General features: G+C 67.4%; 19 protein-coding genes. All 19 read right to left on the bottom strand.

Annotation, left to right across the window (positions count from 1 at the left end; genetic code table 11):
* Position 1 precedes the first annotated feature (1 nt).
* Positions 2 to 1,399 carry a FliI/YscN family ATPase gene (locus SSKA14_RS13685; RefSeq protein WP_008267403.1) on the bottom strand — a complete coding sequence of 466 codons (1,398 nt, stop codon included), beginning with the start codon at positions 1,397 to 1,399 and terminating at the stop codon, positions 2 to 4.
* Positions 1,396 to 2,034, bottom strand: coding sequence for a FliH/SctL family protein (locus tag SSKA14_RS13680; RefSeq protein ID WP_008266844.1), 639 nt, complete (start codon positions 2,032 to 2,034; stop codon positions 1,396 to 1,398). Before SSKA14_RS13680 ends, SSKA14_RS13685 begins: the two co-directional genes overlap by 4 nt.
* Entirely contained in the window at positions 2,031 to 3,017 is a 987-nt protein-coding gene (gene fliG / locus SSKA14_RS13675; RefSeq protein ID WP_024958226.1) for a flagellar motor switch protein FliG, read from the bottom strand. The genes SSKA14_RS13680 and fliG overlap by 4 nt, the downstream gene beginning before the upstream one ends.
* 7 nt (positions 3,018 to 3,024) lie before the next feature.
* The gene (gene fliF / locus SSKA14_RS13670; RefSeq protein ID WP_008266228.1) at positions 3,025 to 4,668 is read right to left on the bottom strand and encodes a flagellar basal-body MS-ring/collar protein FliF; all 1,644 of its coding nucleotides are present in this window, start codon (positions 4,666 to 4,668) and stop codon (positions 3,025 to 3,027) included.
* A gap of 13 nt (positions 4,669 to 4,681) precedes the next feature.
* A complete protein-coding gene (gene fliE, locus SSKA14_RS13665; RefSeq protein WP_006443488.1) occupies positions 4,682 to 5,050 on the bottom strand; it encodes a flagellar hook-basal body complex protein FliE in 369 nt (122 codons plus the stop codon).
* Between the two features lie 485 nt (positions 5,051 to 5,535).
* Positions 5,536 to 5,952, bottom strand: coding sequence for a hypothetical protein (locus tag SSKA14_RS13660; RefSeq protein ID WP_008266349.1), 417 nt, complete (start codon positions 5,950 to 5,952; stop codon positions 5,536 to 5,538).
* Positions 5,953 to 6,124: 172 nt separating this feature from the next.
* Positions 6,125 to 7,630 (bottom strand): sigma-54 dependent transcriptional regulator, encoded by a 1,506-nt coding sequence (locus SSKA14_RS13655; RefSeq protein WP_008266937.1) that lies wholly within the window; start codon positions 7,628 to 7,630, stop codon positions 6,125 to 6,127.
* The gene (locus SSKA14_RS13650; RefSeq protein WP_010485922.1) at positions 7,627 to 8,004 is read right to left on the bottom strand and encodes a response regulator transcription factor; all 378 of its coding nucleotides are present in this window, start codon (positions 8,002 to 8,004) and stop codon (positions 7,627 to 7,629) included. The genes SSKA14_RS13655 and SSKA14_RS13650 overlap by 4 nt, the downstream gene beginning before the upstream one ends.
* A gap of 14 nt (positions 8,005 to 8,018) precedes the next feature.
* Positions 8,019 to 9,428: an RNA polymerase factor sigma-54 gene (gene rpoN / locus SSKA14_RS13645; protein ID WP_008267096.1), complete on the bottom strand. Its 1,410-nt coding sequence runs from the start codon at positions 9,426 to 9,428 to the stop codon at positions 8,019 to 8,021.
* A 270-nt stretch (positions 9,429 to 9,698) separates the two neighbouring features.
* Positions 9,699 to 10,331: a response regulator transcription factor gene (locus SSKA14_RS13640; RefSeq protein WP_005413261.1), complete on the bottom strand. Its 633-nt coding sequence runs from the start codon at positions 10,329 to 10,331 to the stop codon at positions 9,699 to 9,701.
* Positions 10,332 to 10,423: 92 nt separating this feature from the next.
* Positions 10,424 to 11,002, bottom strand: a complete 579-nt coding sequence (locus tag SSKA14_RS13635) for a PilZ domain-containing protein (protein WP_008268152.1) — start codon at positions 11,000 to 11,002, stop codon at positions 10,424 to 10,426.
* Positions 10,999 to 11,292 (bottom strand): hypothetical protein, encoded by a 294-nt coding sequence (locus SSKA14_RS13630; protein ID WP_040007789.1) that lies wholly within the window; start codon positions 11,290 to 11,292, stop codon positions 10,999 to 11,001. The genes SSKA14_RS13635 and SSKA14_RS13630 overlap by 4 nt, the downstream gene beginning before the upstream one ends.
* On the bottom strand, positions 11,289 to 11,705 hold the full coding sequence (gene fliS / locus SSKA14_RS13625) for a flagellar export chaperone FliS (RefSeq protein ID WP_006443675.1): 417 nt from the start codon (positions 11,703 to 11,705) through the stop codon (positions 11,289 to 11,291). Before fliS ends, SSKA14_RS13630 begins: the two co-directional genes overlap by 4 nt.
* Before the next feature lie 128 nt (positions 11,706 to 11,833).
* The gene (gene fliD, locus SSKA14_RS13620; RefSeq protein WP_008267703.1) at positions 11,834 to 13,252 is read right to left on the bottom strand and encodes a flagellar filament capping protein FliD; all 1,419 of its coding nucleotides are present in this window, start codon (positions 13,250 to 13,252) and stop codon (positions 11,834 to 11,836) included.
* Positions 13,253 to 13,693: 441 nt separating this feature from the next.
* On the bottom strand, positions 13,694 to 14,872 hold the full coding sequence (locus tag SSKA14_RS13615; RefSeq protein WP_008266476.1) for a flagellin: 1,179 nt from the start codon (positions 14,870 to 14,872) through the stop codon (positions 13,694 to 13,696).
* 72 nt (positions 14,873 to 14,944) lie between these two features.
* Positions 14,945 to 16,165: a flagellin gene (locus SSKA14_RS13610; protein WP_008266078.1), complete on the bottom strand. Its 1,221-nt coding sequence runs from the start codon at positions 16,163 to 16,165 to the stop codon at positions 14,945 to 14,947.
* A 385-nt stretch (positions 16,166 to 16,550) separates the two neighbouring features.
* A complete protein-coding gene (gene flgL / locus SSKA14_RS13605) occupies positions 16,551 to 17,753 on the bottom strand; it encodes a flagellar hook-associated protein FlgL (RefSeq protein WP_008266080.1) in 1,203 nt (400 codons plus the stop codon).
* Positions 17,750 to 19,630, bottom strand: coding sequence for a flagellar hook-associated protein FlgK (gene flgK, locus SSKA14_RS13600; RefSeq protein WP_008267631.1), 1,881 nt, complete (start codon positions 19,628 to 19,630; stop codon positions 17,750 to 17,752). The genes flgL and flgK overlap by 4 nt, the downstream gene beginning before the upstream one ends.
* An 8-nt stretch (positions 19,631 to 19,638) precedes the next feature.
* A complete protein-coding gene (gene flgJ, locus SSKA14_RS13595) occupies positions 19,639 to 20,838 on the bottom strand; it encodes a flagellar assembly peptidoglycan hydrolase FlgJ (RefSeq protein WP_008265981.1) in 1,200 nt (399 codons plus the stop codon).
* Between the last annotated feature and the right edge of the window lies 1 nt (position 20,839).

Genomic DNA, 20,839 nt, shown 5'->3' with positions numbered 1-20,839 from the left:
CTTAGCTCTCTTGTTCCACCAGGCGCTGCAGCGCCGCCTGGCTGTGCGGGAGATCTGCGGCCTTGGCAACGTCCTGGCCGAGGAACTCCATGATTTCCGGCCAACGTTCCAGGGCTTCGTCGGTCGCGGCGTCGTTGCCGCGCTGATAGGCACCGATGGCGATCAGGTCGCGGTTGGCCGAGTAGGCCGACACCAGCCGCTTCAGCTTGCGGATGCGCAGGCGCCACGGCTCGTCGGCGATTTCCGTGACCACGCGGCTGACCGACGATTCGACGTCGATGGCCGGGTACAGGCCACTGTCGGCGACGCGGCGCGACAGCAGGATGTGGCCGTCGAGGATCGCGCGCGCCGCATCGGCGATCGGATCCTGCGGATCGTCGCCCTCGGTCAGCACCGTGTAGAACGCGGTGATCGAGCCGCGGCCCTTGGCACCGTTGCCCGCGCGTTCGACCAGTGCCGGCAGCTTGGCGAACACCGACGGCGGGTAGCCGCGGGTGGTTGGTGGTTCGCCCACCGACAGGCCGATCTCGCGCTGCGCCTGCGCGAAGCGCGTCAGCGAGTCCATCAGCAGCAGCACGTTCAAGCCCTGGTCGCGGAACCACTCGGCGATGGCGGTGGCGCGGTAGGCGCCGTGCAGGCGTGCCAGCGGCGGCCGATCGGCGGGGCTGGCGACCACCACCGCGCGGCGCAGGCCTTCCTCGCCCAGCGTGGTCTCGACGAAATCGCGCACTTCGCGGCCGCGCTCGCCGATCAGGCCAACCACGATCACGTCGGCGGCGGTGTAGCGGGTCATCATGCCCAGCAGTGTCGACTTGCCGACGCCGGAGCCAGCGAACAGGCCGACACGCTGGCCGCGGCCAATCGGCAGCAGCGCATTGATCGCGCGCACGCCGACGTCCAACGGCTGGGTGATCGGTTCGCGCGCCAGCGGATTGATCGACACGCCGGCCATGCCGACATGCCCTTCGGCGCGGATCGGGCCCTTGCCGTCCAGCGGTACGCCGTCGCTGTCGATCACGCGGCCGAGCAGGCCTTCGCCCACTTCCACGCCGCCACGGCGCGCCGAGGGCACCACCCGCGCGTTGGGCAGCAGGCCGTGCAGTTCGGCGCTGGGCATCAGGTAGGTACGTTCGCTGGCAAAGCCGACCACTTCGGCATCGACCCAGCCGCCATCGACCACTTCGACCTTGCAGCTGGCGCCTAGTGGCGCCTCGCAGCCGACCGCTTCCAGAGTCAGGCCGACCGCGCGGCGCAGCACGCCTTCGCGGATCAGCCCGCGACCATGCGCGGTGTCCACGCGCAGGCCGTCGAGACGGCTGGCCAGGCGCAGGTTGCGGGCCACGGCCCAGTCGGCCGGCTGCGCTGCCGGTTGTGGCGCGGCTTGCGATTCCGGGCTCATGCGGTTGCTCCGGTCTGGCGGATCACCGCATCCAGCGCACCGCGCAGGCGCGCTTCCAGGGTGCCGTCGATGCGCACGGCTTCGGCGTGCACGCGCAGGTCGCCACGACTGAGGCTGGTATCCGGTACCAGGCGCTGCTGCGGCGACAGGTTCAACAGCGGGGCGAGGGCGGCGATGTCGTCCGGGTGCAGGCGGACTTCCACCTCGCGGGTACTGCCACCCACGGCATCGATCGCTTCACCAACCAGCTGCGCCAACAGTGCCGGCTCGGCCTCGTACGCACGACCGACCAGCGCACCGGCGATACGCACCGCCAGTTCGCCCAGCGCGCCGACCACTTCGTTTTCCAGCCGCACCAGCGGCCGGCTGAAGTTGTCGAGGATGCCTTCGATCTGCGCGGCAAGGCGACGCACCTCGGCCTGGCCTTGGCCATAGCCTTCGGTATGGCCGTGCTGGAAGCCTTCCTTCTCGGCGCTGTCCTGGATCGCCTGGATTTCCTCCAGGGTCGGCAGCTGCAGCGGCGGTTCCGGTTCGTGCTCCGGGTCCGGCTCGGTAAGTTCGAACGCATCGTCGGCCCGCGCCGGTTCGGGCTGGGCCAGCAGGTCCGGGGCAAGCCAGCGCACGACGTTGCTCACAGCATGGCCTCCGCGCTGCCACCGATGGTGACGGTGCCTTCATCGGCCATGCGCTTGACGATGGCCAGGATCTCGCGCTGCGCGCCTTCCACGTCGGACAGGCGCACCGGGCCACGGGCCTCCATGTCTTCCAGCAGGATTTCCGCCGCGCGCTGCGACATGTTGCGGGTGATCTTGTCGCGCACCTTGATGTCGGCACCGCGCAGGGCCAGGCCCAGGCGCTCGCCGCTCACTTCGCGCAGCACCAGCTGCATCTCGCGGTCGTCCAGGTCGACCAGATCGTCGAACACGAACATCAGGTCCTGGATGCGGTTGCTCAGCGGCGCGTCGATACGGGCGATCTCGCCCAGGATCGCCTGGTCCTGGCCGCTGTCCATGAAGTTCAGGATGTTGGCCGCACACTGCACGCCGCCGATGTTGGACGACTTCAGGTTCTGGTTGCCGGCAAACTGGCGCTCCATGATCTCGTTGAGTTCATTCAGCGCGTTCGGCGGAATACCGTCGAGGGTGGCAATGCGCAGCAGCACGTCCACGCGGGTACGGTCGGGCAGCAGCTTCAGCGCATCGGCGGCCTGGTCGGTTTCCAGGTGGGCCATCACGATGGCGATGATCTGCGGGTGCTCGTTGCGCACCAGGTCGGCCACCGCACGCGGGTCCATCCACTTCAGCGCATCCAGGCCGGTGGTGTTGCGGCCGAGCAGGATGCGGTCGATCAGGTTGCCGGCCTTCTCGCTGCCCAGCGCCTGCACCAGCATGTTGCGGATGTAGTCGTCCGAGCCCACGCCCAGCGAGGTCTTCGAGCCCAGTTCCTGGCCGAACTGGTCCATCACCCGTTCCACCTGCTCGCGGGTGATATCGGTCATGGTGGCCATGGCGATGCCGATCTTCTGCACTTCCTTGGGTTCCATGTGGCGCAGCACCTCGGCCGCGTCCAGCTCACCCAGGGACAGCAGCAGTACCGCCGCGCGCTGCACGCCGGTCAGTTGTGCCTCAGTCATTGGCCACCCAGCCCTTGACCACCTGGGCCACGCGCTTGGAGTCGGTCTTCACGGCTTCACGCGCCATCCGCAGTCGTTCCTCATATGAATCCACCGGCAGGGCCAGTGCATCCGGCCCGCCCAGGCTGGCGCGGTCGGCGCCCAGCGCCGGCAGCGGCATGCCATCGTCATCCACCAGCTGCACGTCCGCGGTATGCGGCTCCAGTGCCTGCTCGTCGTTCTTCTTCTGGCCGGTGATCGCGCGCAGCGCCGGGCGCAGCACGCCGAACAGCAGGGCCAGCACCACCACCGCGCCCAGCAGCATGCGGCCGGCATCGTGTACCCACGGCAGCTCCCACCACGCCGGGCCTTCGACCGGCGTGGTGTCACGCACGAACGGGGCGTTCATCACCGACACGGTGTCGCCACGCTCGGCGTTGAAACCGACCGCCTGCTTGACCAGCGCTTCGACGCGGGTCAGTTCGGCGGCCGACAGCGGCTGCGGCGCAACCTTGCCGTTGGCACCGGCGCGCGGCACGTTGTCCACCAGCACCGCCACCGAGACGCGCTTGATGCGGCCGGCCGGCTGGCGGGTGTGCTGCAGGGTGCGGTCCAGCTCGTAGTTGCGGGTCGCGTTCTTGCTGCTTTCGGTCGGCGCCTGCGCGGTGGCCGGTGCGGCCTGCTGGCCCGGCGGGCTGTTGCTGGTCGCGCCCGGCACGCCCTGCGGGCCCGGCGTGGTGGTGCTGTTCTCGCTCATCTGCTCGCTGCGCAGCTTCTGCGGCTCACCGTTGTAGAGCTCACGGGCCTCCTCGGTCACCGAGAAATCCATGTCCACGCTCACTTCCGGGTTGACCCGGCCTGGGCCGGTCATCGGTTCCAGCAGTTCGCGGATACGCTGGTTGAACGAGGTTTCCTGGCGGCGCACCTGCTCGAACTGGGCGGCGTTGACCGCAGCCTCGCTGTTCGGATCGCTGACGCTGAGCATGCGCCCGCTCTGGTCGACCACGGTCACCCGTTCAGGCGCAAGGTCCGGGATGCTGGCCGCGACCATGTGCACGATGGCGTCGACCTGGCTGCGTTCCAGCTGCTGGCCGCCGCGCAGTTCCAGCGTCACCGAGGCGCTGGCCACGTCACGCTGGCGGGTAAAGGCGCTGGGCTTGGGAATGGCCAGGTGCACGCGCGAATCGCGCACCGGGCGCAGCGTGTTGATGGTGCGCGACAGTTCGGTTTCCAGCGCGTGCTGGTAGCGCGCGCTTTCCACAAACTGGCTGACGCCGAAGCCGGGGTCGCGTTCCATCAGCTCGAAGCCGAGCTTGCCGCTGTCGGTCAGGCCCGAGCCGGCCAGCTTCAGGCGGGCGTCGTGCAGGTTCTTTTCCGGCACGGTGATGCCACCGGTGGCCGGGTCGAGCGCGAACGGGATCTGCGCGGCGCGCAGCAGGTCCGTCGCTTCAGCGGTCGCCTTCTGGTCCAGGCCGGTATACAGCGGGACCATGCCCGGCTTCTGCGACCAGAAGAACACGGACAGGCCTGCCGCCACCGCCACCGCGATCATCGCCATCAGGCCCAGCCGACGGGTGATCTGCAGACTCTGCAGGCGGTCGAACCATTGCCCGGCCTTCTCGGCGTTCAGGCTGTCCTTGGAGAGCGTCAGTGCCATGCGTCAACGTTCCTTACAGCGGCATGTTCATCACGTCCTGGTAAGCCTGGACGAGACGGTTGCGGACTTCCACGGTGGCGCGGAAGGCGATCTGGGACTGCTGCGAGGCGACCATCACCTTGGCGAGGTCGGCACTGGGGTCACCCATTTCGAAGGCCTTGGCCAGGGCGCCGGATTTCTGTTGCGCATCGTTGACGCCGGCAATCGCTCCGCGCAGGGTTTCGGTGAAGCTGGCGGGCTGGACCTGCGGTGCATCCAGCACCGTGCCCGGCAGGGCATTGCTACGCGGCGCTTCGGCCAGCGGATTGAGCGCCGCGGACTGTCCCACCTGGGTCTGGTAGGAGCGGATCTGGGAGAGGATCGAAGTGACGGAGTGGGACATCTGCAACGGTTCCAGAAACAGGGATGGGGTTGTCTGCTGGTGCTTGTGCAAGTGCCGTGCCGAAACCGGTTTTCGATTCAGTGTCGTGAGGGTGTGGGTGTGCTGGCAGGGCTGCGCCCTGCACCCTGGTAGTGCCGGCCGCTGGCCGGCAACCTCAACGTCAAAAGCGGGTGTGCTGAGGGTTGGCGGGTTGGGTCCGGTTGCGGGGGACGCCGTAAACCCCCCTCCGGGGTCCGGCCCAGCCGCTGGCGGCTGTGCGTTCGGGCGCTTGCGAAGCAGTGCTTCGCAAGCAAAGCGCCCTCACCCTTGGGGGCTTGGCCGCGGCATCCATGCCGCGGACACCCCCGCAACCGGACCCACCCCGCCTTCGACAGCTCTCTGCGATCTGTCGGAATTGCATGGGCTGCTCTTGGTGGGTGTCGACCTTGGTCGACACTGATCTGACCCCAATGGTGGCGCCATTTAACCGGCGTCGGTTTTCTGGCCTAGGGCTGCAGGGTCCAGTGGCCGGAATTCTGGCGCTGGCGCGGTGCGATGGGGCCGTCGTGCTGGGTGTAGATGAAGCGGCCCTGGCGGTCGCCCAGGCAGGTCAGCAGCAGGGTGTAGCGGGCAGGGCCGGCCGGGTGGGCTTCGGTCATCTGGATCTCGGCGATGTGCGGGGCCAGGCGCTGGTAGCGGTAGCTGCCGCCGATGCGCAGATCGGTGCCGAGGATGTCCAGCACGTACTGGTTGCCGGCGAAGCTGACCTGCACCATGCGCCTGGCATTGGGGTTGTCCGGTGCGTACAGCGGATCGCTGAGGTTGGTGAACTGGCGTTGATCCAAAGTGGTGGGCAGGCTGCAGTTGGCGGCAGTGGCCACGAGCGGGAAGAGCAGGGCGGCGAGCAGGGTGAGGCGATGCATGGCGGAACCTCCTTGGGATGTCCTTGCCATGCTCCGCACTGCGACCGTGTTGTCTCTAGGAAAATGTGCAATTGCATCGGGCACACCGGTAGCGCGTGGATCTTTGGCGCCACAAACACCAACGCCCGGGCAAGCCCAGGCGTTCGTGCCCCCTTCATGCTGGTAACGCGGTTCAGCCGGCCAGTTCGGCCTGCTCGCGTTCGATGCCGTACTTGCGCAGCTTTTCCACCAGGGTGGTGCGGCGCAGGCCAAGCAGCTGGGCGGCGTGGGCGACCACGCCCTGGGTGCGTTCCAGTGCTTCGTTGATCAGGCCCAGTTCGATGTTGGCCATGTGGTTGCGCAGGTCCATGCCTTCGTCGGGCAGGGCGGCCGGTGCTGCCACACGATTGACGGCGATGCCATGCTCCAGCGCCGGCTGGTTGCCGCTGCCCGGGGTATGGAACGAGAAGCTGCGCAGGTCCAGGCGTTCTTCGCTGGCAGCGGGCTGCACCGGTGCGGGTGCGGCCACTGCTGCCAGCGCGGCGTCGCCCCGGTAGCGGGCCGGCAGGTCCTGCACGCGCACCGAGCCGCCCGGGTGCAGCACCGCCAGGCGCTCGACCAGGTTGGTCAGCTCGCGCACGTTGCCCGGCCATTCGTAGCCGGCCAGGGCCTGAAGCGCCTCGGCGGTGAAGCGCACTTCGCCACGGCCGGTACGCGCCAGCTGCGCGGCGATGGTTTCCACCAGCGCCGGCAGGTCCTCGCGGCGTTCGCGCAGGGCCGGCACGTCGATCGGGAACACGTTGAGGCGGTAGAACAGATCCTCGCGGAACTTGCCTTCGGCAATGCGCGTTTCCAGATCGCGGTGGGTCGCGGCGACGACGCGCACGTTGCAGCGGATGGTCTGGTTGCCACCCACGCGTTCAAAGCTGCGCTCCTGCAGCACGCGCAGCAGCTTGACCTGCATCGGCAGGCTCATGTCGCCGATTTCGTCGAGCAGCAGGGTGCCGCCCTCGGCCATTTCGAAACGGCCCTTGCGCGCGGTGAGCGCACCGGTGAAAGCGCCCTTTTCGTGGCCGAACAGTTCGCTTTCCAGCAGGTCGGCCGGAATGGCGCCGCAGTTGATCGCCACGAACGGGCCGTCACGGCGCGGCGAGCGCTGGTGGATGGCGCGCGACACCACTTCCTTGCCGGTACCCGATTCGCCCAGCACCAGCACGGTGGTATCGAACGCGGCGACCTGCTCGATCATGGTGCGCAGTTCGGTGACGGCAGGGCCGTTGCCGGTCGGTCCCTGCTCCTGCACGGCACCGGCCTGGTGCTCGGCGTCCAGGCGCTTGAGGCTGGCGCGACGCAGCAGGGCTTCCATCTGTGCGTGGCGCAGCGGGGTTTCCAGCGGCCAGATGTTGGCCTCGTGCAGGCCGTGCTGTTGCGCAAAGGCAGCGGCATCGCCGTCGGCCAGCAGCACCGGCGGTGGCAGGCTGCTGCCGCCGAGCCAGTGGTACAGCGCAGTGCTGGCGGCGCTGTCATCCAGGCTGCCGACGATGACCGCCATCCAGTCGTTCTGGCGCTGGCGGCCCAGGTCGAAATCGGCCGCGTCGGAGACCCAGCGCGGATTGAAGTCCATGAATTCCAGCAGGGCAACGGTGCGCTCGGCACGCACGGCGTCGTTGTCCAGTACAAGGATGCGCGATTCGCTCACGATCGATCCTCCCTGAGGCCTTCCAGGATCGGCATGACTTCCTGGATGTAGGACAGCTTGCTGACGAAATTGTCGGCGCCGGCGCGCAGCGCGTGTTCGCGGTGCTCGGCGTCGTCGAAGTGGCTGGCGATCACGATGTACGGTGCGTCGTCCTGCGACTTGATCAGGCGGGTGGCCTGCAGGCCGCCCATTTCCGGCATGGCCAGGTCCATCAGTACCACCTGCGGGCGCAGCGTTTCCGAGCGCTCGATCGCTTCCAGGCCGTTGCCGGCACTGCCGACGATCTGCAGCCAGTCGATCTTGCGGAAATGGCGCATCGCCGCGTTGATGAAGCCCTCGTGGTCATCGACCAGCAGGACCGTAAGCTTGTTCATGTCCAACATCCTTTTCAGCCCACCCGGGCCAGCTGCGGTTGCCTGGCGCCGAGCCGGCGCCGTTCACGGGCCGGGGCGATGTCCAGTTGTTCCCGGTATTTTGCGACGGTTCGGCGGGCAATGTTCACCCCCTGGCGCGACAACAGCCCGGCGATCGCTTCATCGGCCAGCGGCCGGCCGGCCGGTTCGGCGTCGATCAGGCGGCGGACCATGGCCTTCACCGCCTGGCCGGAGACGCTGGCGCCTTCTAGGCGCACGGCGAAGAAGTGCTTCAGTTCAAAGGTGCCACGCGGGGTCTGCAGGAACTTGCCGGTGGTGATGCGCGAGACGGTGGACTCGTGCATGCCGATTTCCTCGGCCACTTCCTTCAGGGTCAGCGGCGCCATGGCCTCCTCGCCACGTACCAGGAACGCGGCCTGGCGCTCGACGATTACCCGCGCGGTACGCAGCAGGGTGTCGTAGCGCATCGACAGGCCGCGGCTGAACCACCGCGCTTCCTGCAGCATGTCGCGCAGGGCCGGGGCGGCGTCGTTGCTGTCGGCCAGTGCCTGTTCGTACTGGCTGTTGATCGACACGCGGCGGCTGGTGGCCGGGTTCAGTGCCACCTTCCACTGCGCGTCGGCGTGCCAGGCGACCACGTCCGGTACCACCACGGCGTTGCGCTCGGGCAACAGGCTGTCGCCCGGGCGCGGCTGCAGCGAGAGGATCAGGCGCACCGCTTCGCGCACGTCGTCGATCTCGGCGTCGTGCTGGCGGGCGAGGGCGGGGTAGTCGTGCGCGGCCAGTGCGTCCAGCGCGCCGTCCAGGATGCGCGCGGCCAGGTGGCGAGCAGGCACCACGCCGTGCAGGCTGCGCAGCTGCGCCTGCAGGCCTTCGCGCAGGTCCTGCGCGGCCATGCCAGCCGGTTCGCCGTGCAGCAGCTGCTGGCGGATCGCTTCCACGCCGTCGGCGTCGATGTCGAACTGGGCGCTGGCCAGCAGCTGCAGCTGGCCCAGCGGCGCCTGCAGGTAGCCGGCGTCATCGCAGTGGTCCAGCCAGAAGGCAGCGACGGCCAGCCCGCGGTCGTCCATGTCCAGCGACAGGCGCTGCAGCACGCGCAGCTGCGGATCGGTCGATTCACCGGCGGCGATGCGCGCCATGCGATCGTCATCGCCGTCCTGCCAGCTGGTGCCGACCACGTCCCACATCGAGGATTCCGGCAGTTCGTCGAACGCGGCCGTCTCCAGCGTGGTGGTGCTGGCCTCGGTGGTCTCGGCGGCGGGCGCTTCGGCCTCTTCGATCTCCAGCAGCGGGTTGGAGTCGAGCAGGCGCTGGATTTCCTGTTCCAAGTGCAGGCCATCGAGCTGCAGCAGCCGGATCGACTGCAGCAGCTGCGGGGTGAGGTGAAGTTGTTGGCCCAGCTGGGTCGAGAGTGCAGCCTTCATCGTGGTTCCCCGGCACCGCTCCCCGGCGCCTTGTGGAACGCATCTTGCTTTTCATCCGGCGGGGGCGGAATCAGGGGGTTCCTGAGGGCCTTCATGGATATCCCGACAGGATGTAGGGTTTTCCCCTACATGGGTGCGGGAAGTTGACGAAGATTGCCGCCAAGTCATTGATTCGTGGTGGCGGCCCTGCCACGTCCGCTGCGCGTCGTGTACGGATTCCTGTCAGGGCCTGTCAGGGTGACGGGATTTCGTCGCCGCCGGTATGCCGATTCACTCCAGCTCGTGCTGGTGGCGGGCGGCCAGCAGCAACAGATCGTTGGCGCGGCGGCAGCCCAGCGACTCCATCATGCGCGCGCGGTGGGTCTCCACCGTCTTGACGCTGATGCCAAGGTCGGCGGCGATTTCCTTGTTGCTCTCGCCCTTGCCGATGCGGCGCAGGATCTCGCGCTGGCGCGGCGACAACGCGGCGATGCCGGTGGGCTTCTCGCGGCCCAGCATGGGCGCCAGCATCTTGGCCGAGATCTGCGGGCTCAGGAACACCTGGCCGGCGTGCGCGGCGCGCAATGCCAGCTCAAGCTCCTGCGGCGCCGCGTCTTTGACCACGAAGCCCACTGCGCCGCGATCCAGTGCATCGCGCACATGCGCGGCATCGTCGTGCATGGTCATCATCACCACGCGGGTACCGGGGGCGCGCAGGCGGATGTCACTGAGCGCTTCCAGGCCGGTGCGTCCGGGCAACGACAGATCCATCAGCACCACATCCGGCGCATGCTGCAGGGCCAGCTGCAGCGCCTGCTCGGCATTGCTGGCCTCGGCAACCAGCTGCACGTCGGCAAACCCCTGCAGCAGCCGCGCCAGGCCGGCGCGGACCAGGGTGTGATCGTCGACGATGAGAACTCGCACAGGCACGCAACTGGTCCGTGTAGGGGAGTCCACCTTAACTTAGCTGAACGGGCGCGCCAAGCGTTGCCTGTCCTGCGTCGCAAGGGTGGGTTTCAGCGGGCCCGGCGTGCCTCGGCCACCTGGCGGCGGTGCAGGCGGAACAGGTGCCGCTCCATGGCCATTTCCAGGCCATCGCCGAGGCGTTGGAAGCGCAGCCAGAGGTAGTGGCCACCGCCGCCATCGGCGGCTTCGGCGATCACTTCCACCGGCAGGTCGATATGGTCGGGCAGCCAGTCGCTGGGCTGCAGCCGCACCAGCCCGGCCTGGCCCGGCGTGGCGCCGCTGCGCGGGCCCAGCTGCAGGCGGATGCCACGGCGCGACCAGCGTACCGGGCGCAGGGTCAGCTCCTGGCCCTGCTGGCGAACCAGCCGGCCGAGCAGCACCATCGCCAGGTCCAGCTTGGCCTCGAGCCGCTGCAGCTGCAGGCTGGCCTCGTTGCGGTCGTCATGCTCGTCAACGCGGCTGTCTTCCACCAGCGCCAGGCTGCGCAGCAGGCCTTCGGCGCTGCTGGTACGGCCGGAGGCACTGCCGGGCTGGAACTCGGCGGGCAGGGCCAGTTCGCAGCTGAGCGTTTCGTCGAACAGCTCGCTTTCGGCGGGGTGGTGCAGCGACGTTGTCGGCAGTTGGGTCATGCCAGCGATTCTGCCTGCAGATAGGCATGCGCCGCGCGAAGAGAGCGCCGTCCATCGTTCATCAGAGCAGCGACCGCGTCGCGGCGTTGGCGCAGCAGACCAAGCAGGTTCTGCTGGCGTTCGAACAGTGCGCTCAGTGGCGCGTGGTCGGCCGCGGTGAGCGGCTGGCTGAGCAGGGCATGCAGGGCGCTGTCGTGGCCGTCGAGCAGGCTGTCGGCCTGATCGAGGGCTTCTTCGCCCAGTGCCTTCTCGAACGCGTCCAGCTGCGCGTGCAGTTCGTGCAGGCTCATGGTGCCACCGCGGCCGGGCGGCGCTGTTCGTGCGGGATTGCGTTCCAGGCGCTGTCGATTTCGCCCAGCAGCTGCAGGGCTTCGTCCAGCGCTGCACGATCATTGTGCAGGTTGGCCTCGGTCAGGCGCTGCAGCACGTAGTCGTAGAGTGCCGACAGGTTGCCGGCAATCTCGCCACCGGCCTCATGGTCCAGCGAGCCGTTGAGGTGGCCGACGATCGCACAGACTTCGCCGATCGCCTTGCCCTTGCCGGCCTGGTCGCCACGCTCGAGGCTGGCCTGTGCGCGGCGCACGCGCTCCAGCGCGCCGGCCAGCAGCATCGCCACCAGCTTGTGCGGATCGGCGTCGGCGACCGCACTGGTGACTCCCACCTGGCGGTACTGTTCGGCATATTGACGGCTGGAACCGTACATTCGTGATTCTCCTTGCGCGGGGTGCCGCCGGGCGATCGAGGGGATCGTTGCCGGCGGCGCGGCGATGATTGCTGTTGCGTCCGTTATCGGTGCGTTGCACGCCAAACTTGAGCGTTGCGCGTAGACCTTCAGCGGTTCAGCTGTGCCAGCTGCTGCTGCAGCGACGTATTGCTCTGCTGCAGCTTGCCCATCAGGCTGTCCAGCGCGATGAACTGCTTCTTGTAGCGCTCTTCCACGCTCTTCATGCGCGTGTCCAGGTCCTTGCGGCGCTTGTCGATGTTGTCCAGCGTGGTGTTCAGGCCTTTGGTGCGGGCGACGAAGGCGCCTTCCTTGCCGACCGTGGTGCTGACATAGCCGTCGACCATCGTGTAGAGCGTGCCGGCACCGCCGGTGTCGCCGGTGATGGCCGAGCGGATCTTTTCAGGCTGGCTGGCCAGTGCGGCGGCAAACTTGGTGGTGTCCAGTACCAGGGTGCCGTCGGCGTTGGGATAGCCGCGCGTCTGCAGGCCCAGCACCTTCGGGTCCAGGCCATCGGCGGAAAGCGCCTTCAACACCCCCGACATCACCGAGCGCAACTGGCTGGAGGCACCACGCATCTGCGCGTCGCCGGTCAGCGTGGCCGCTTCCTTGGTCTTGGCGTCGTACTTGGTTTCGGTGTTGATCGCTGCGATGGCCGCGTTGTAGGCGGTCACGAATTCCTGCATCACCTTGGTGGCGGCGGCCGTGTCGGTACTGATCACGACCGTGCTCTTGCCGGGAACCTTCAGGTTCAGGGTCAGGCCCGGCACCGCATCTGCCACGGTGTTGCTGGCGCTGACCACCTTGACGCCATCGATGGTCAGTTCGGCGTCCGCTGCAGCGGTGTTCTGTTTCAGGCTGCCGACCAGTGCGCCCAGCTTGGGATCACTGCCGCCATATTCCAGCTTGATCGCATTGGCGGCGCCGGTCTTCTCCTGGGCGATCGACAGGTACTGGTTGTCGCCGGAGGTGATCAGTGTGGCCTGCACGCCTTCCTTGCGGCCGGCGGCATCGATCTTGTTGCGGATGGTGGTCAGCGTGTCGCCGTCCTCCACCGCCACGTTCATGGTCTTGGCCTTGTCGCCCACGCCGACGGTCAGCGTCAAGGTTCCGGCGCCGAAGGTGTCGGTCTTCGGGAACGAGGTGTCGGCAATCAGCTTGTGCGCCGTGGCCAGAGATGTCACCTCCACCTGGTGCGTGCCGTTGGACGCGGCCGCCTTGGTCGTGCCCAGGTCGTACAGCGCCACCGATGCGGTCAGCACGTCCTCGGTATTGGCGGGCTGCGCCTTGCCGCTGGCGGTCACCGTGCGGGTATCGAAGGCGGTGGTGGCCTTCAGCGCGGTCAGTGCAGTCTTCAGCTTGTCGAAGGCCGAGGTGACGGTGCCGATCGACGACAGCTGCATCTTGGCTTTGGACTGCTGCAGGTTCAGTGCATTGTCGGCCGGCTTGCGGTCTGCTGCGACCAGCTGGTTGACGATGCTGGAGATATCCAGTCCCGAGCCAATGCCACCGTATCCAAAGTCTGCCACGTCGTTTCTCCTGGTATACGGGCCTGGCCGTCGTGCGGTGGCCCGTCGTCAACGAAAATAGCGGCCTGCGCCGCTGGGTCTTGAGGACTTCGTTGATGCATGCGCCGTGCCAATGCTCTGGCGCGGGTTCTGGCACGCAGGTTGCAGGAGGGTTGGGGCAGGGTGCGGGGAGATTCACCGCGGGCTGCCGGGAGTCTGCAAAAAACCCTCCCCCAATGCAGGGGAGGGATCAGGCTACTGACAATCGGGGGGAGACGAAGCCGCCCGGTACGTACAGTCAAAGGTACAGCGCTGAAAGAGAGGTCCGCAGGAGCGGGCGATGCCAAGCCGGTTCGGGAGGGTTCCCGGGCCGGGCATGGCCCGCGCCTTCGTGCATCGTGGCTTCCGGGTTGCCGCTGCCGTCGGTTCGATCCGACGGCAGCGGCGCCTTCTTGCCGTGGATCAGCGCAGCAGGCTGAGCACGCCCTGCGGCACCTGGTTGGCCTGGGCCAGCATGGCCGTACCGGCCTGCTGCAGGATCTGGGTGCGGGTCAGTTCGGCGGTTTCCTTGGCGAAGTCGGTGTCCTTGATGCGGCTGCGCGACGCCGACAGGTTTTCCGACGAGGTCTGCAGGTTGGCCACGACCGAGGTGAAGCGGTTCTGGATAGCACCGAGGTCGGCGCGGGTGCTGTTGATCGCACCCAGGGCCTTGTCGACCACTTCCAGCGCCTGCTGGGCGCCGAGCACGGTGCTCACGTCCAGCTTCTGCACGTTGGCCGAGGTGTCGGTGCCGGCGGTGTAGGCGCCCGCAGCCGCCGCGGTGCCCCAGGTCTTGGCGGTCGCGTCGTAGTCGCTGCGCATCAGGGCGATATCGGCGGTGGCGACAGCCTTGCCTTCCTTCACCGAGCTCAGCTTCAGGGTGCCGTCGGAATTGGCTTCGGCGTAGATGCCGGCCTCGCCGATCTTGGCGTTGATGGCGGTGGCGACGGCCTTGGAGGCATCGGCCGTGGTGGCGCCGGCCTTCACTTCAACCGTGCCGATATCCACGCCCATCACCTTGCCGGAGAAGCGCGCACCATCGGTGCTGGCGGTCAGGGCGGCGGTATCACCGGTGGCGAAGGTCGCGGTGCCGAGCGAGCCGGCCTTGGCATCGATGGTCTTGTCGATGGCGATGGACTGGCCAGCGTTGGCGCCAACCTGGAACAGCTGGCTGGAGAACGAGCCGTCCAGCAGCTTGGTGCCGTTGAAGTCCGACTGCTTGGCAACGCGGTCGATTTCCGAGACCAGCTGGGTCACTTCGGCCTGCAGCGCCTTGCGGTCGCTGGCCGAGTTGGTGGCGTTGGAGGCCTGCACCGACAGCTCGCGGACACGCTGCAGGTTGTTGCCGATTTCGGTCAGCGAGCCTTCGGCGACCTGGGCCAGCGAGATGCCGTCGTTGGCATTGCGGATGGCGACGTCGGTACCGCGGATCTGAGTGCCGAAGCGCTCGGAGATCGCCAGACCGGCGGCGTCGTCCTTGGCGCTGTTGATGCGCGAACCGGAGGACAGGCGCTGGATGGTGGTGGCCAGCGAGCTGCCGCTGGTGCTCAGGTTACGCTGAGCATTCAACGACATCGTATTGGTGTTGATGACTTGTGCCATGAGGAGAGGTCCTTGAGCGGTTGCACGTGAGTTGGGTTAGACGCCCCCGACGTGCCCCGGGGGCGGCTCATGTCAGCGCTGCAACAGGCTGAGCACGTTCTGCGGTACCTGGTTGGCCTGGGCCAGCATGGCCGTACCGGCCTGCTGCAGGATCTGGGTGCGGGTCAGCTCGGCGGTTTCCTTGGCGAAGTCGGTATCGCGGATGCGGCTGCGCGAGGCCGACAGGTTCTCCGAGGAGGTCTGCAGGTTGGCTACCACCGAGGTGAAGCGGTTCTGGATCGCGCCGAGGTCGGCGCGGACGCTGTTGACCGATTCCAGGGCCTTGTCGACGATCGACAGCGCCTTCTGCGCGCCTTCGGCCGTGGTGACGTTCAGGTCCTTGACGAAGTTCGATGCAGCGCCGGTCAGCAGGCCACCGTTGGTGCTGGTCTCGGTCAGGCCGAGGCCGGCGATGGTCGCCGCGGTGGCGCCGGTCGGTGGGGTGGCGGCGCTGACGCCCAGGGTGAAGGTCTGGCCGTCCTTGACCGAGGCCAGGCTGACCACGCCGGCGTTGACCGAGGCCATGACGCCGGTTTCGCCCAGCTTGCCGTTGATCGCGGCGGCGGTGGCCGAGGTGATCGACTCGCCCGCCTTCACGGTGAAGTCGTTGATGGTGACCGTGGTGGCGGTGCCGCCCGGCGGGGTCACCGAGATCTGCAGGCCGGAGTAGGTGGTGTCGGCGGTGGCCTTGTCGGCGGCTGCCAGGCTGGTGCCGGTGTAGCCGTTGGCGAAGGTGGCAGCGCCCAGCGAATCGGCCTTGGCGTTGACCACGCTGTTGATGGCGATGGCCTGGCCGGCGTTGGCACCGACCTGGAACAGCTGGCTGGTGAAGGAGCCGTCCAGCAGCTTGGTGCCGTTGAAGTCGGCCTGCTTGGCGACGCGGTCCACTTCCGAGACCAGCTGGGTCACTTCGGCCTGCAGCGCCTTGCGGTCGCTGGAGGAGTTGGTGGCGTTGGAGGACTGCACTGCCAGTTCGCGGATGCGCTGCAGGTTGTTGCCGACTTCGCTCAGCGAACCCTCGGCGACCTGGGCCAGCGAGATACCGTCGTTGGCGTTGCGGATGGCCACGTCCAGACCACGGATCTGGGTGGTGAAGCGCTCGCTGATGGCCAGGCCGGCCGCGTCGTCCTTCGCGCTGTTGATGCGCAGGCCGGACGAGAGGCGCTGGATGGTGGTAGCGAGCGAGCTGCCGCTGGTGCTCAGGTTGCGCTGAGCGTTGAGCGACATCGTATTGGTGTTGATTACCTGTGCCATGGGGTCGTCTCCTCTTATATGGAACCCGTTGGTGAATGAAACGAAGCGCCGCCGGTTTTTTTGTGTGGCTGTGTGCTTCGCTGTTGCCAAATGAATAACGGCGCTTTGTCAACAACCTTTAGCCGTGAATTCCGCTGGAGCCGTAATTCAGTGCTGGAGGCCGTTTTTCCCGGGTTTTTCAGCCCTGGAAGGGCGTGAAGGCGATCCCGGAAAGGGGCGGTCGGGGCAGGCCCGACCAGCGCTGATGAAGGTATCGGCGGGGCAGCGCCGGCCTTGATGGGCAATCACGGGTGTTCCGCCGCAGCGGGCGTGGCGCCGGGCGCAGAAACGAAAAAGGCCGCGATGCAGGGCATCGCGGCCTTTCAGGGCTGACGCAAGGGAAGCGTCAGCGGATCTTGTTGAACAACGACATCGACTGCATCTGCGAGAAGATCGTCTGTGCCGCCTGCAGCGCGGTGCTCTGCAGCTGGTACTGGCTCAGCGCATCGGCATAGTCCAGGTCACGCATCTGCGACAGCGTGGTCTTCAGGGTCACGCCGTTGGCTTCGCGCATGTCCGCGGCGTTGTCCAATGCCTTCAGCTGTGCGCCGCCTGCGGCACGCGAATCAATCATGCGTTCGGAGGCGCGTGCCACGTCGCGCAGGGCACTCTGCAGCTCGTTCTGCTGCGCGGACATTTTCGCGGTGGTACCGGTGTCGGCATCCAGCGCGGCGATCAGCTTGTCCATGGTGTCGAAGATGTCGCGGCTGCTCGCGGGCGTGACGTTGAAGCTGTCACCCGCAGCGGGCGCACCGGTGATCTGCAGGCGTACGCCGTTCACTTCCACGTTGTCACCGGCCTTGTAGGTACCGGTACCGGTGACGTTGCCGGCGCCGTCCAGCACCTGGTACTGGTCGGCAGCGGTGAAGCGGATGCTGAAGGCCTGTCCGTTCCAGCTGTCACTGCCGTCGCGGGTGATGTTGGTCAGCACGCCGTTGCCGGTGTTGCCGGCCGCCGCGCCGCCATCGACAAAGCCATCGCCGGTGGGGATGCGCATGAAGATCTCGCTGCCTGGCAGCGCATCGCGCACGTAGGTATCCGGGCCGACTTCGATCTGGCGTTGGGTCTGGTCGCCCCGGTAGACCACCTTGCCGTTGATCTTGGCAAACGGCGGGTCACCGTCGTTGGTGCCGCCGAACACATAGCGGCCGGTGCCATCGTCGGCGTTGGCCAGCGACAGCAGGCCGTCGCGGATCTGGTTCAGCTCGGTGATCAGGGTCTTCTTGTCCGGCGCACTCAGCGCCGGGTTGCTGGCCTGGATGGTCAGATCATTGACGCGCGCCATCAGGTCGTTGACCTGGGCGAGGGTGTTTTCCTGCACGCCCAGCCGGTTCTGCACGTTGCCGGCGTTGAGCTTCATGCGGTCAAGCGCGGCCAGGCTGCGGTCAAGACCCACGGCGGCACCGGCGGCGACCGGATCGTCCTTGGCGCTGACGATCTTGCTGCCGGTGGCGATCTGCTGCTCCAGGTGGCTGAGCTTGGCCTGCTTGGCCATCATCAGCGACACGGACTGGTTGAACATCATGCTGGTGGAGATGCGGCTGCTCATCGGCGGACGGCTCCCAGGATGGTCTGGAACATGCTGTCGGCGGTGGAGATCAGCTGCGAGGCGGCCTGGTAGGCCTGCTGCAGGCGCAGCATGTCGGCTGCTTCCTCGTCCAGGTTGACCCCGGACACTTCATCGCGCGCTTCCTGCGCCTTGTCGTTGATCACCAGCTGCGCTTCCAGCGAGTACTCGGCCGAGCGGGCCGCGGCACCGACCTGGGTGGTCAGCCCGCCCAGTGCACCGTTCAAGGTGACCGTGCCGCTGTTGAACGCCTTGGCGCTCTCCACCTTGGCCAGCCGGGAGGCATTGCTGTTGTCCGACGAGCCGGCCGGGGTCGGGGTGATGTTGAAGGTGTCGCCGACCTTGGGTGCACCATCCAGCACGAAACTCCAGCCGTTGGCGCTGATGGTCTGGCCGGGCGTGTAGGTCTGCGGCGGGCCACCGTCGATGGTGTAGGTGGTGGCCGAGGTGAACACGATCGCGGCCGGATTGCGCAGGTTGGCGTTGGTCGAATCGCTGACGGTGACCCCGCTCAGCTTGCCGGTGCCGGTGTTGGACGTGGCGGCAGCACCCTTCACCGCCGCAGCGGCGGCGATGCGCGAGGGATCGGTGATCGCCACTTCCATGCTGCCGGCCACGCCTGCGGTGGGCTGCAGCAGGAATCGATCATTGGCAGCCGGGGTACCGCCGACCACCAGCTTGACGCCATTGATCACCAGCGGATCGGCGGCGGTGCCGGTACCGGTCAGCGGCACATTGGCGCCGGTGTCGGCACGGCTGGCCTTCCACTGGGTGCCATCGAACTGCAGCACCACGTTCTGCGCGTCCAGCTTGCCCAGGTCGCCATAGGTGGCGCTGAGGCTGGCCGTGCCGGTGTTGGCGTTGTTGGCGGTAACGCGCGGATTGCCGATGTTGAAGAAGTCACCGCCCAGCTGGCCATACATGTCCACACCCTGGTGATGGGTCTGGTTGAAGGTCTCGGCCAGGCCGACGGCCAGCTTGCCCAGCTCGGCCTGGGCCGGGGTCAGCACCGTGTCGCGGAACTCCAGCAGACCGCCGATCTGGCCACCGACGGCCTTTGCGTCAAGCCGAATCGTGTTGCCCTGGGTCTCCAGCGCCAGCTGCAGGCGCTCGGGCTGGTAGGGGTCGGCCACCGTGGTGACCTTGGTCGCCGTGGTGCCCACCACCAATGCGTTGCCGCCGGCGGTGTAGACATTCATGATGCCGCCGTCCTGGATCACCGCCGTGCCGCCGGTGTAGCCGATCAGCTGGGTGATCAGCTGGTCGCGGCGATCAAGCAGGTCCGGTGCGGCATTGGCGATGTTGGTGCCGATGGCGCCGTTGATCTGCGCGATCTCCTGCGCCAGGCGGTTGACTTCGGTGGCACCGGCCAGCAGGCCGTTGTTGACCTCGCCATTGAGGTTGTTCAGGTGCGTGTTGAGCTGCACGAAGCGGTTGGCCAGGGCCTTGCCGCCGTCGAGCATGTTCTGCCGGTCGGCGGTGCCGGAGGCATTGGAGGACAGGCCGCTGACCGAGTCGAAGAAGTTCGACCAGACGCCGGCGATGTTGGTCGCGCCTTCCGAGAACAGCGAGTTGACCCGGTCGGCCATGCCGGAAAGCTGCTTCAGGCGCGCGAGCTCGCCGCTGCTGTCGAGCAGGCGCGAGATCGCCAGCTGGTCGGCGGTGCGGCGGATGTCGGTGATGCGGGTGCCGTTGCCGATCGTGCCATAGCCGTAGTTCTGCGGATCAGCGGTGGCGAAGTTGACCTTCTGCCGGCTGTAACCCGGGGTATTGAGGTTGGCCACGTTGTGGCTGGTGGTCGCCAACGCACGCTGGAAGGCGAGCAGGGCACCGGTACCGGTGGAAAGTACGCTGGACATGGGGTTCCTCAACGACGAGTGATACCCAGCGCCGCGGTTGCGGTGCTGGCGAAGGTCTGGCCAAGGCGCGAGCCGGCGTCGGCCACGGCGCTGACGGCGCGCTCGATGGTCGGGCCGCCGGCGATCGCGGCGATCTTGGCGGCGTAGCGTGGGTCGGTGGCATAGCCGGCACGCTGCAGGCCACGCGCGAAGCCCTGCACATCGGTCCCGGCCTGCAGCGCCTGCTGGTAGCGCGGGCTGGTCTTCAACAGGCGCACGTAGTCGGCGAAGCTTTCGGCCGGCGAACTGTAGGCACGGAAGCTGGCGGTCTCGTTGCGGCGCACGCCATCGACATATTCATGGGTGCCGGCCACGGCACGCTGGCCGTTCCAGCCATTGGCCTTGATGCCGAACAGGTTGTGCGAGGTGCTGCCGTCGGCATGCTTGATGTGGCGCTTGCCCCAGCCGGTTTCCAGCGCGGCCTGGGCGACCAGCGCGCGGGCATCCACGCCGAGCTCCTTGGCTGCGCTCTGCGCGTGCTGCCAGATGCTGGCAACGAAGCCCTCCGGGGTGTGCTCGCCCAGCTGGGCCACGGCGGTGCGGGTGGCCAGGGCATCGGCCGGGCTGATCGCGGTGCCGCGATTGCTGGCGGTCGCCGCCCACTGGTCGCTGCCGGCCGCCCAATCATCGCCCTGCAGGCTGCCGATGTAGGGATCGTCGGTGCCGAGCGAGCGGTGCATGCTGCTGCTCTCGCGGCCGGCGATCAGGTCCAGTGCCTGTTCCATCGGTGCCACCGCGGCCTGTGCGCCCGACTGTGCGCCTGCCGCCATCTGCTGCAGCAGGCGCACGGCCTGGCTGCCGTCTTCCAGTGGCAGCGACGGTGCGGGCTTGGCCGGTGCGTTCAGCTGGTAGGCGCGGCTGGCCTTGGCCGGGTCCACGCGGGTATCCAGCGCCGGGCCGTCGGCGGCCTGGCCGGACAGCTGGCGGCTGATCATGCCCGACAGGCCCAGGCCCTTGCCGCGTGTCATCGCCTCGGCAATCTTCTGGTCGTACATGTCGCGGAACATCTTGTTCTCGCCGGGGAACAGCGAATCGCCGAAGCTGGCGTCACGCATGCTCTTGACTAGCATCTGCGCGAACTGGCCTTCCAGCTGGCGCGCGACCTTGTCGATCTTGGCCGGATCGTTCTGTTGTGCCGGGTGCAGATCGAATGCGGGATTGATGCGCATG

The organism is Stenotrophomonas sp. SKA14 (assembly GCF_000158575.1).
GTDB lineage: Bacteria > Pseudomonadota > Gammaproteobacteria > Xanthomonadales > Xanthomonadaceae > Stenotrophomonas > Stenotrophomonas forensis.
The sequence above is the reverse complement of the archived record's forward strand: the minus strand, read 5'-3'. Positions and strand labels throughout refer to the sequence as shown.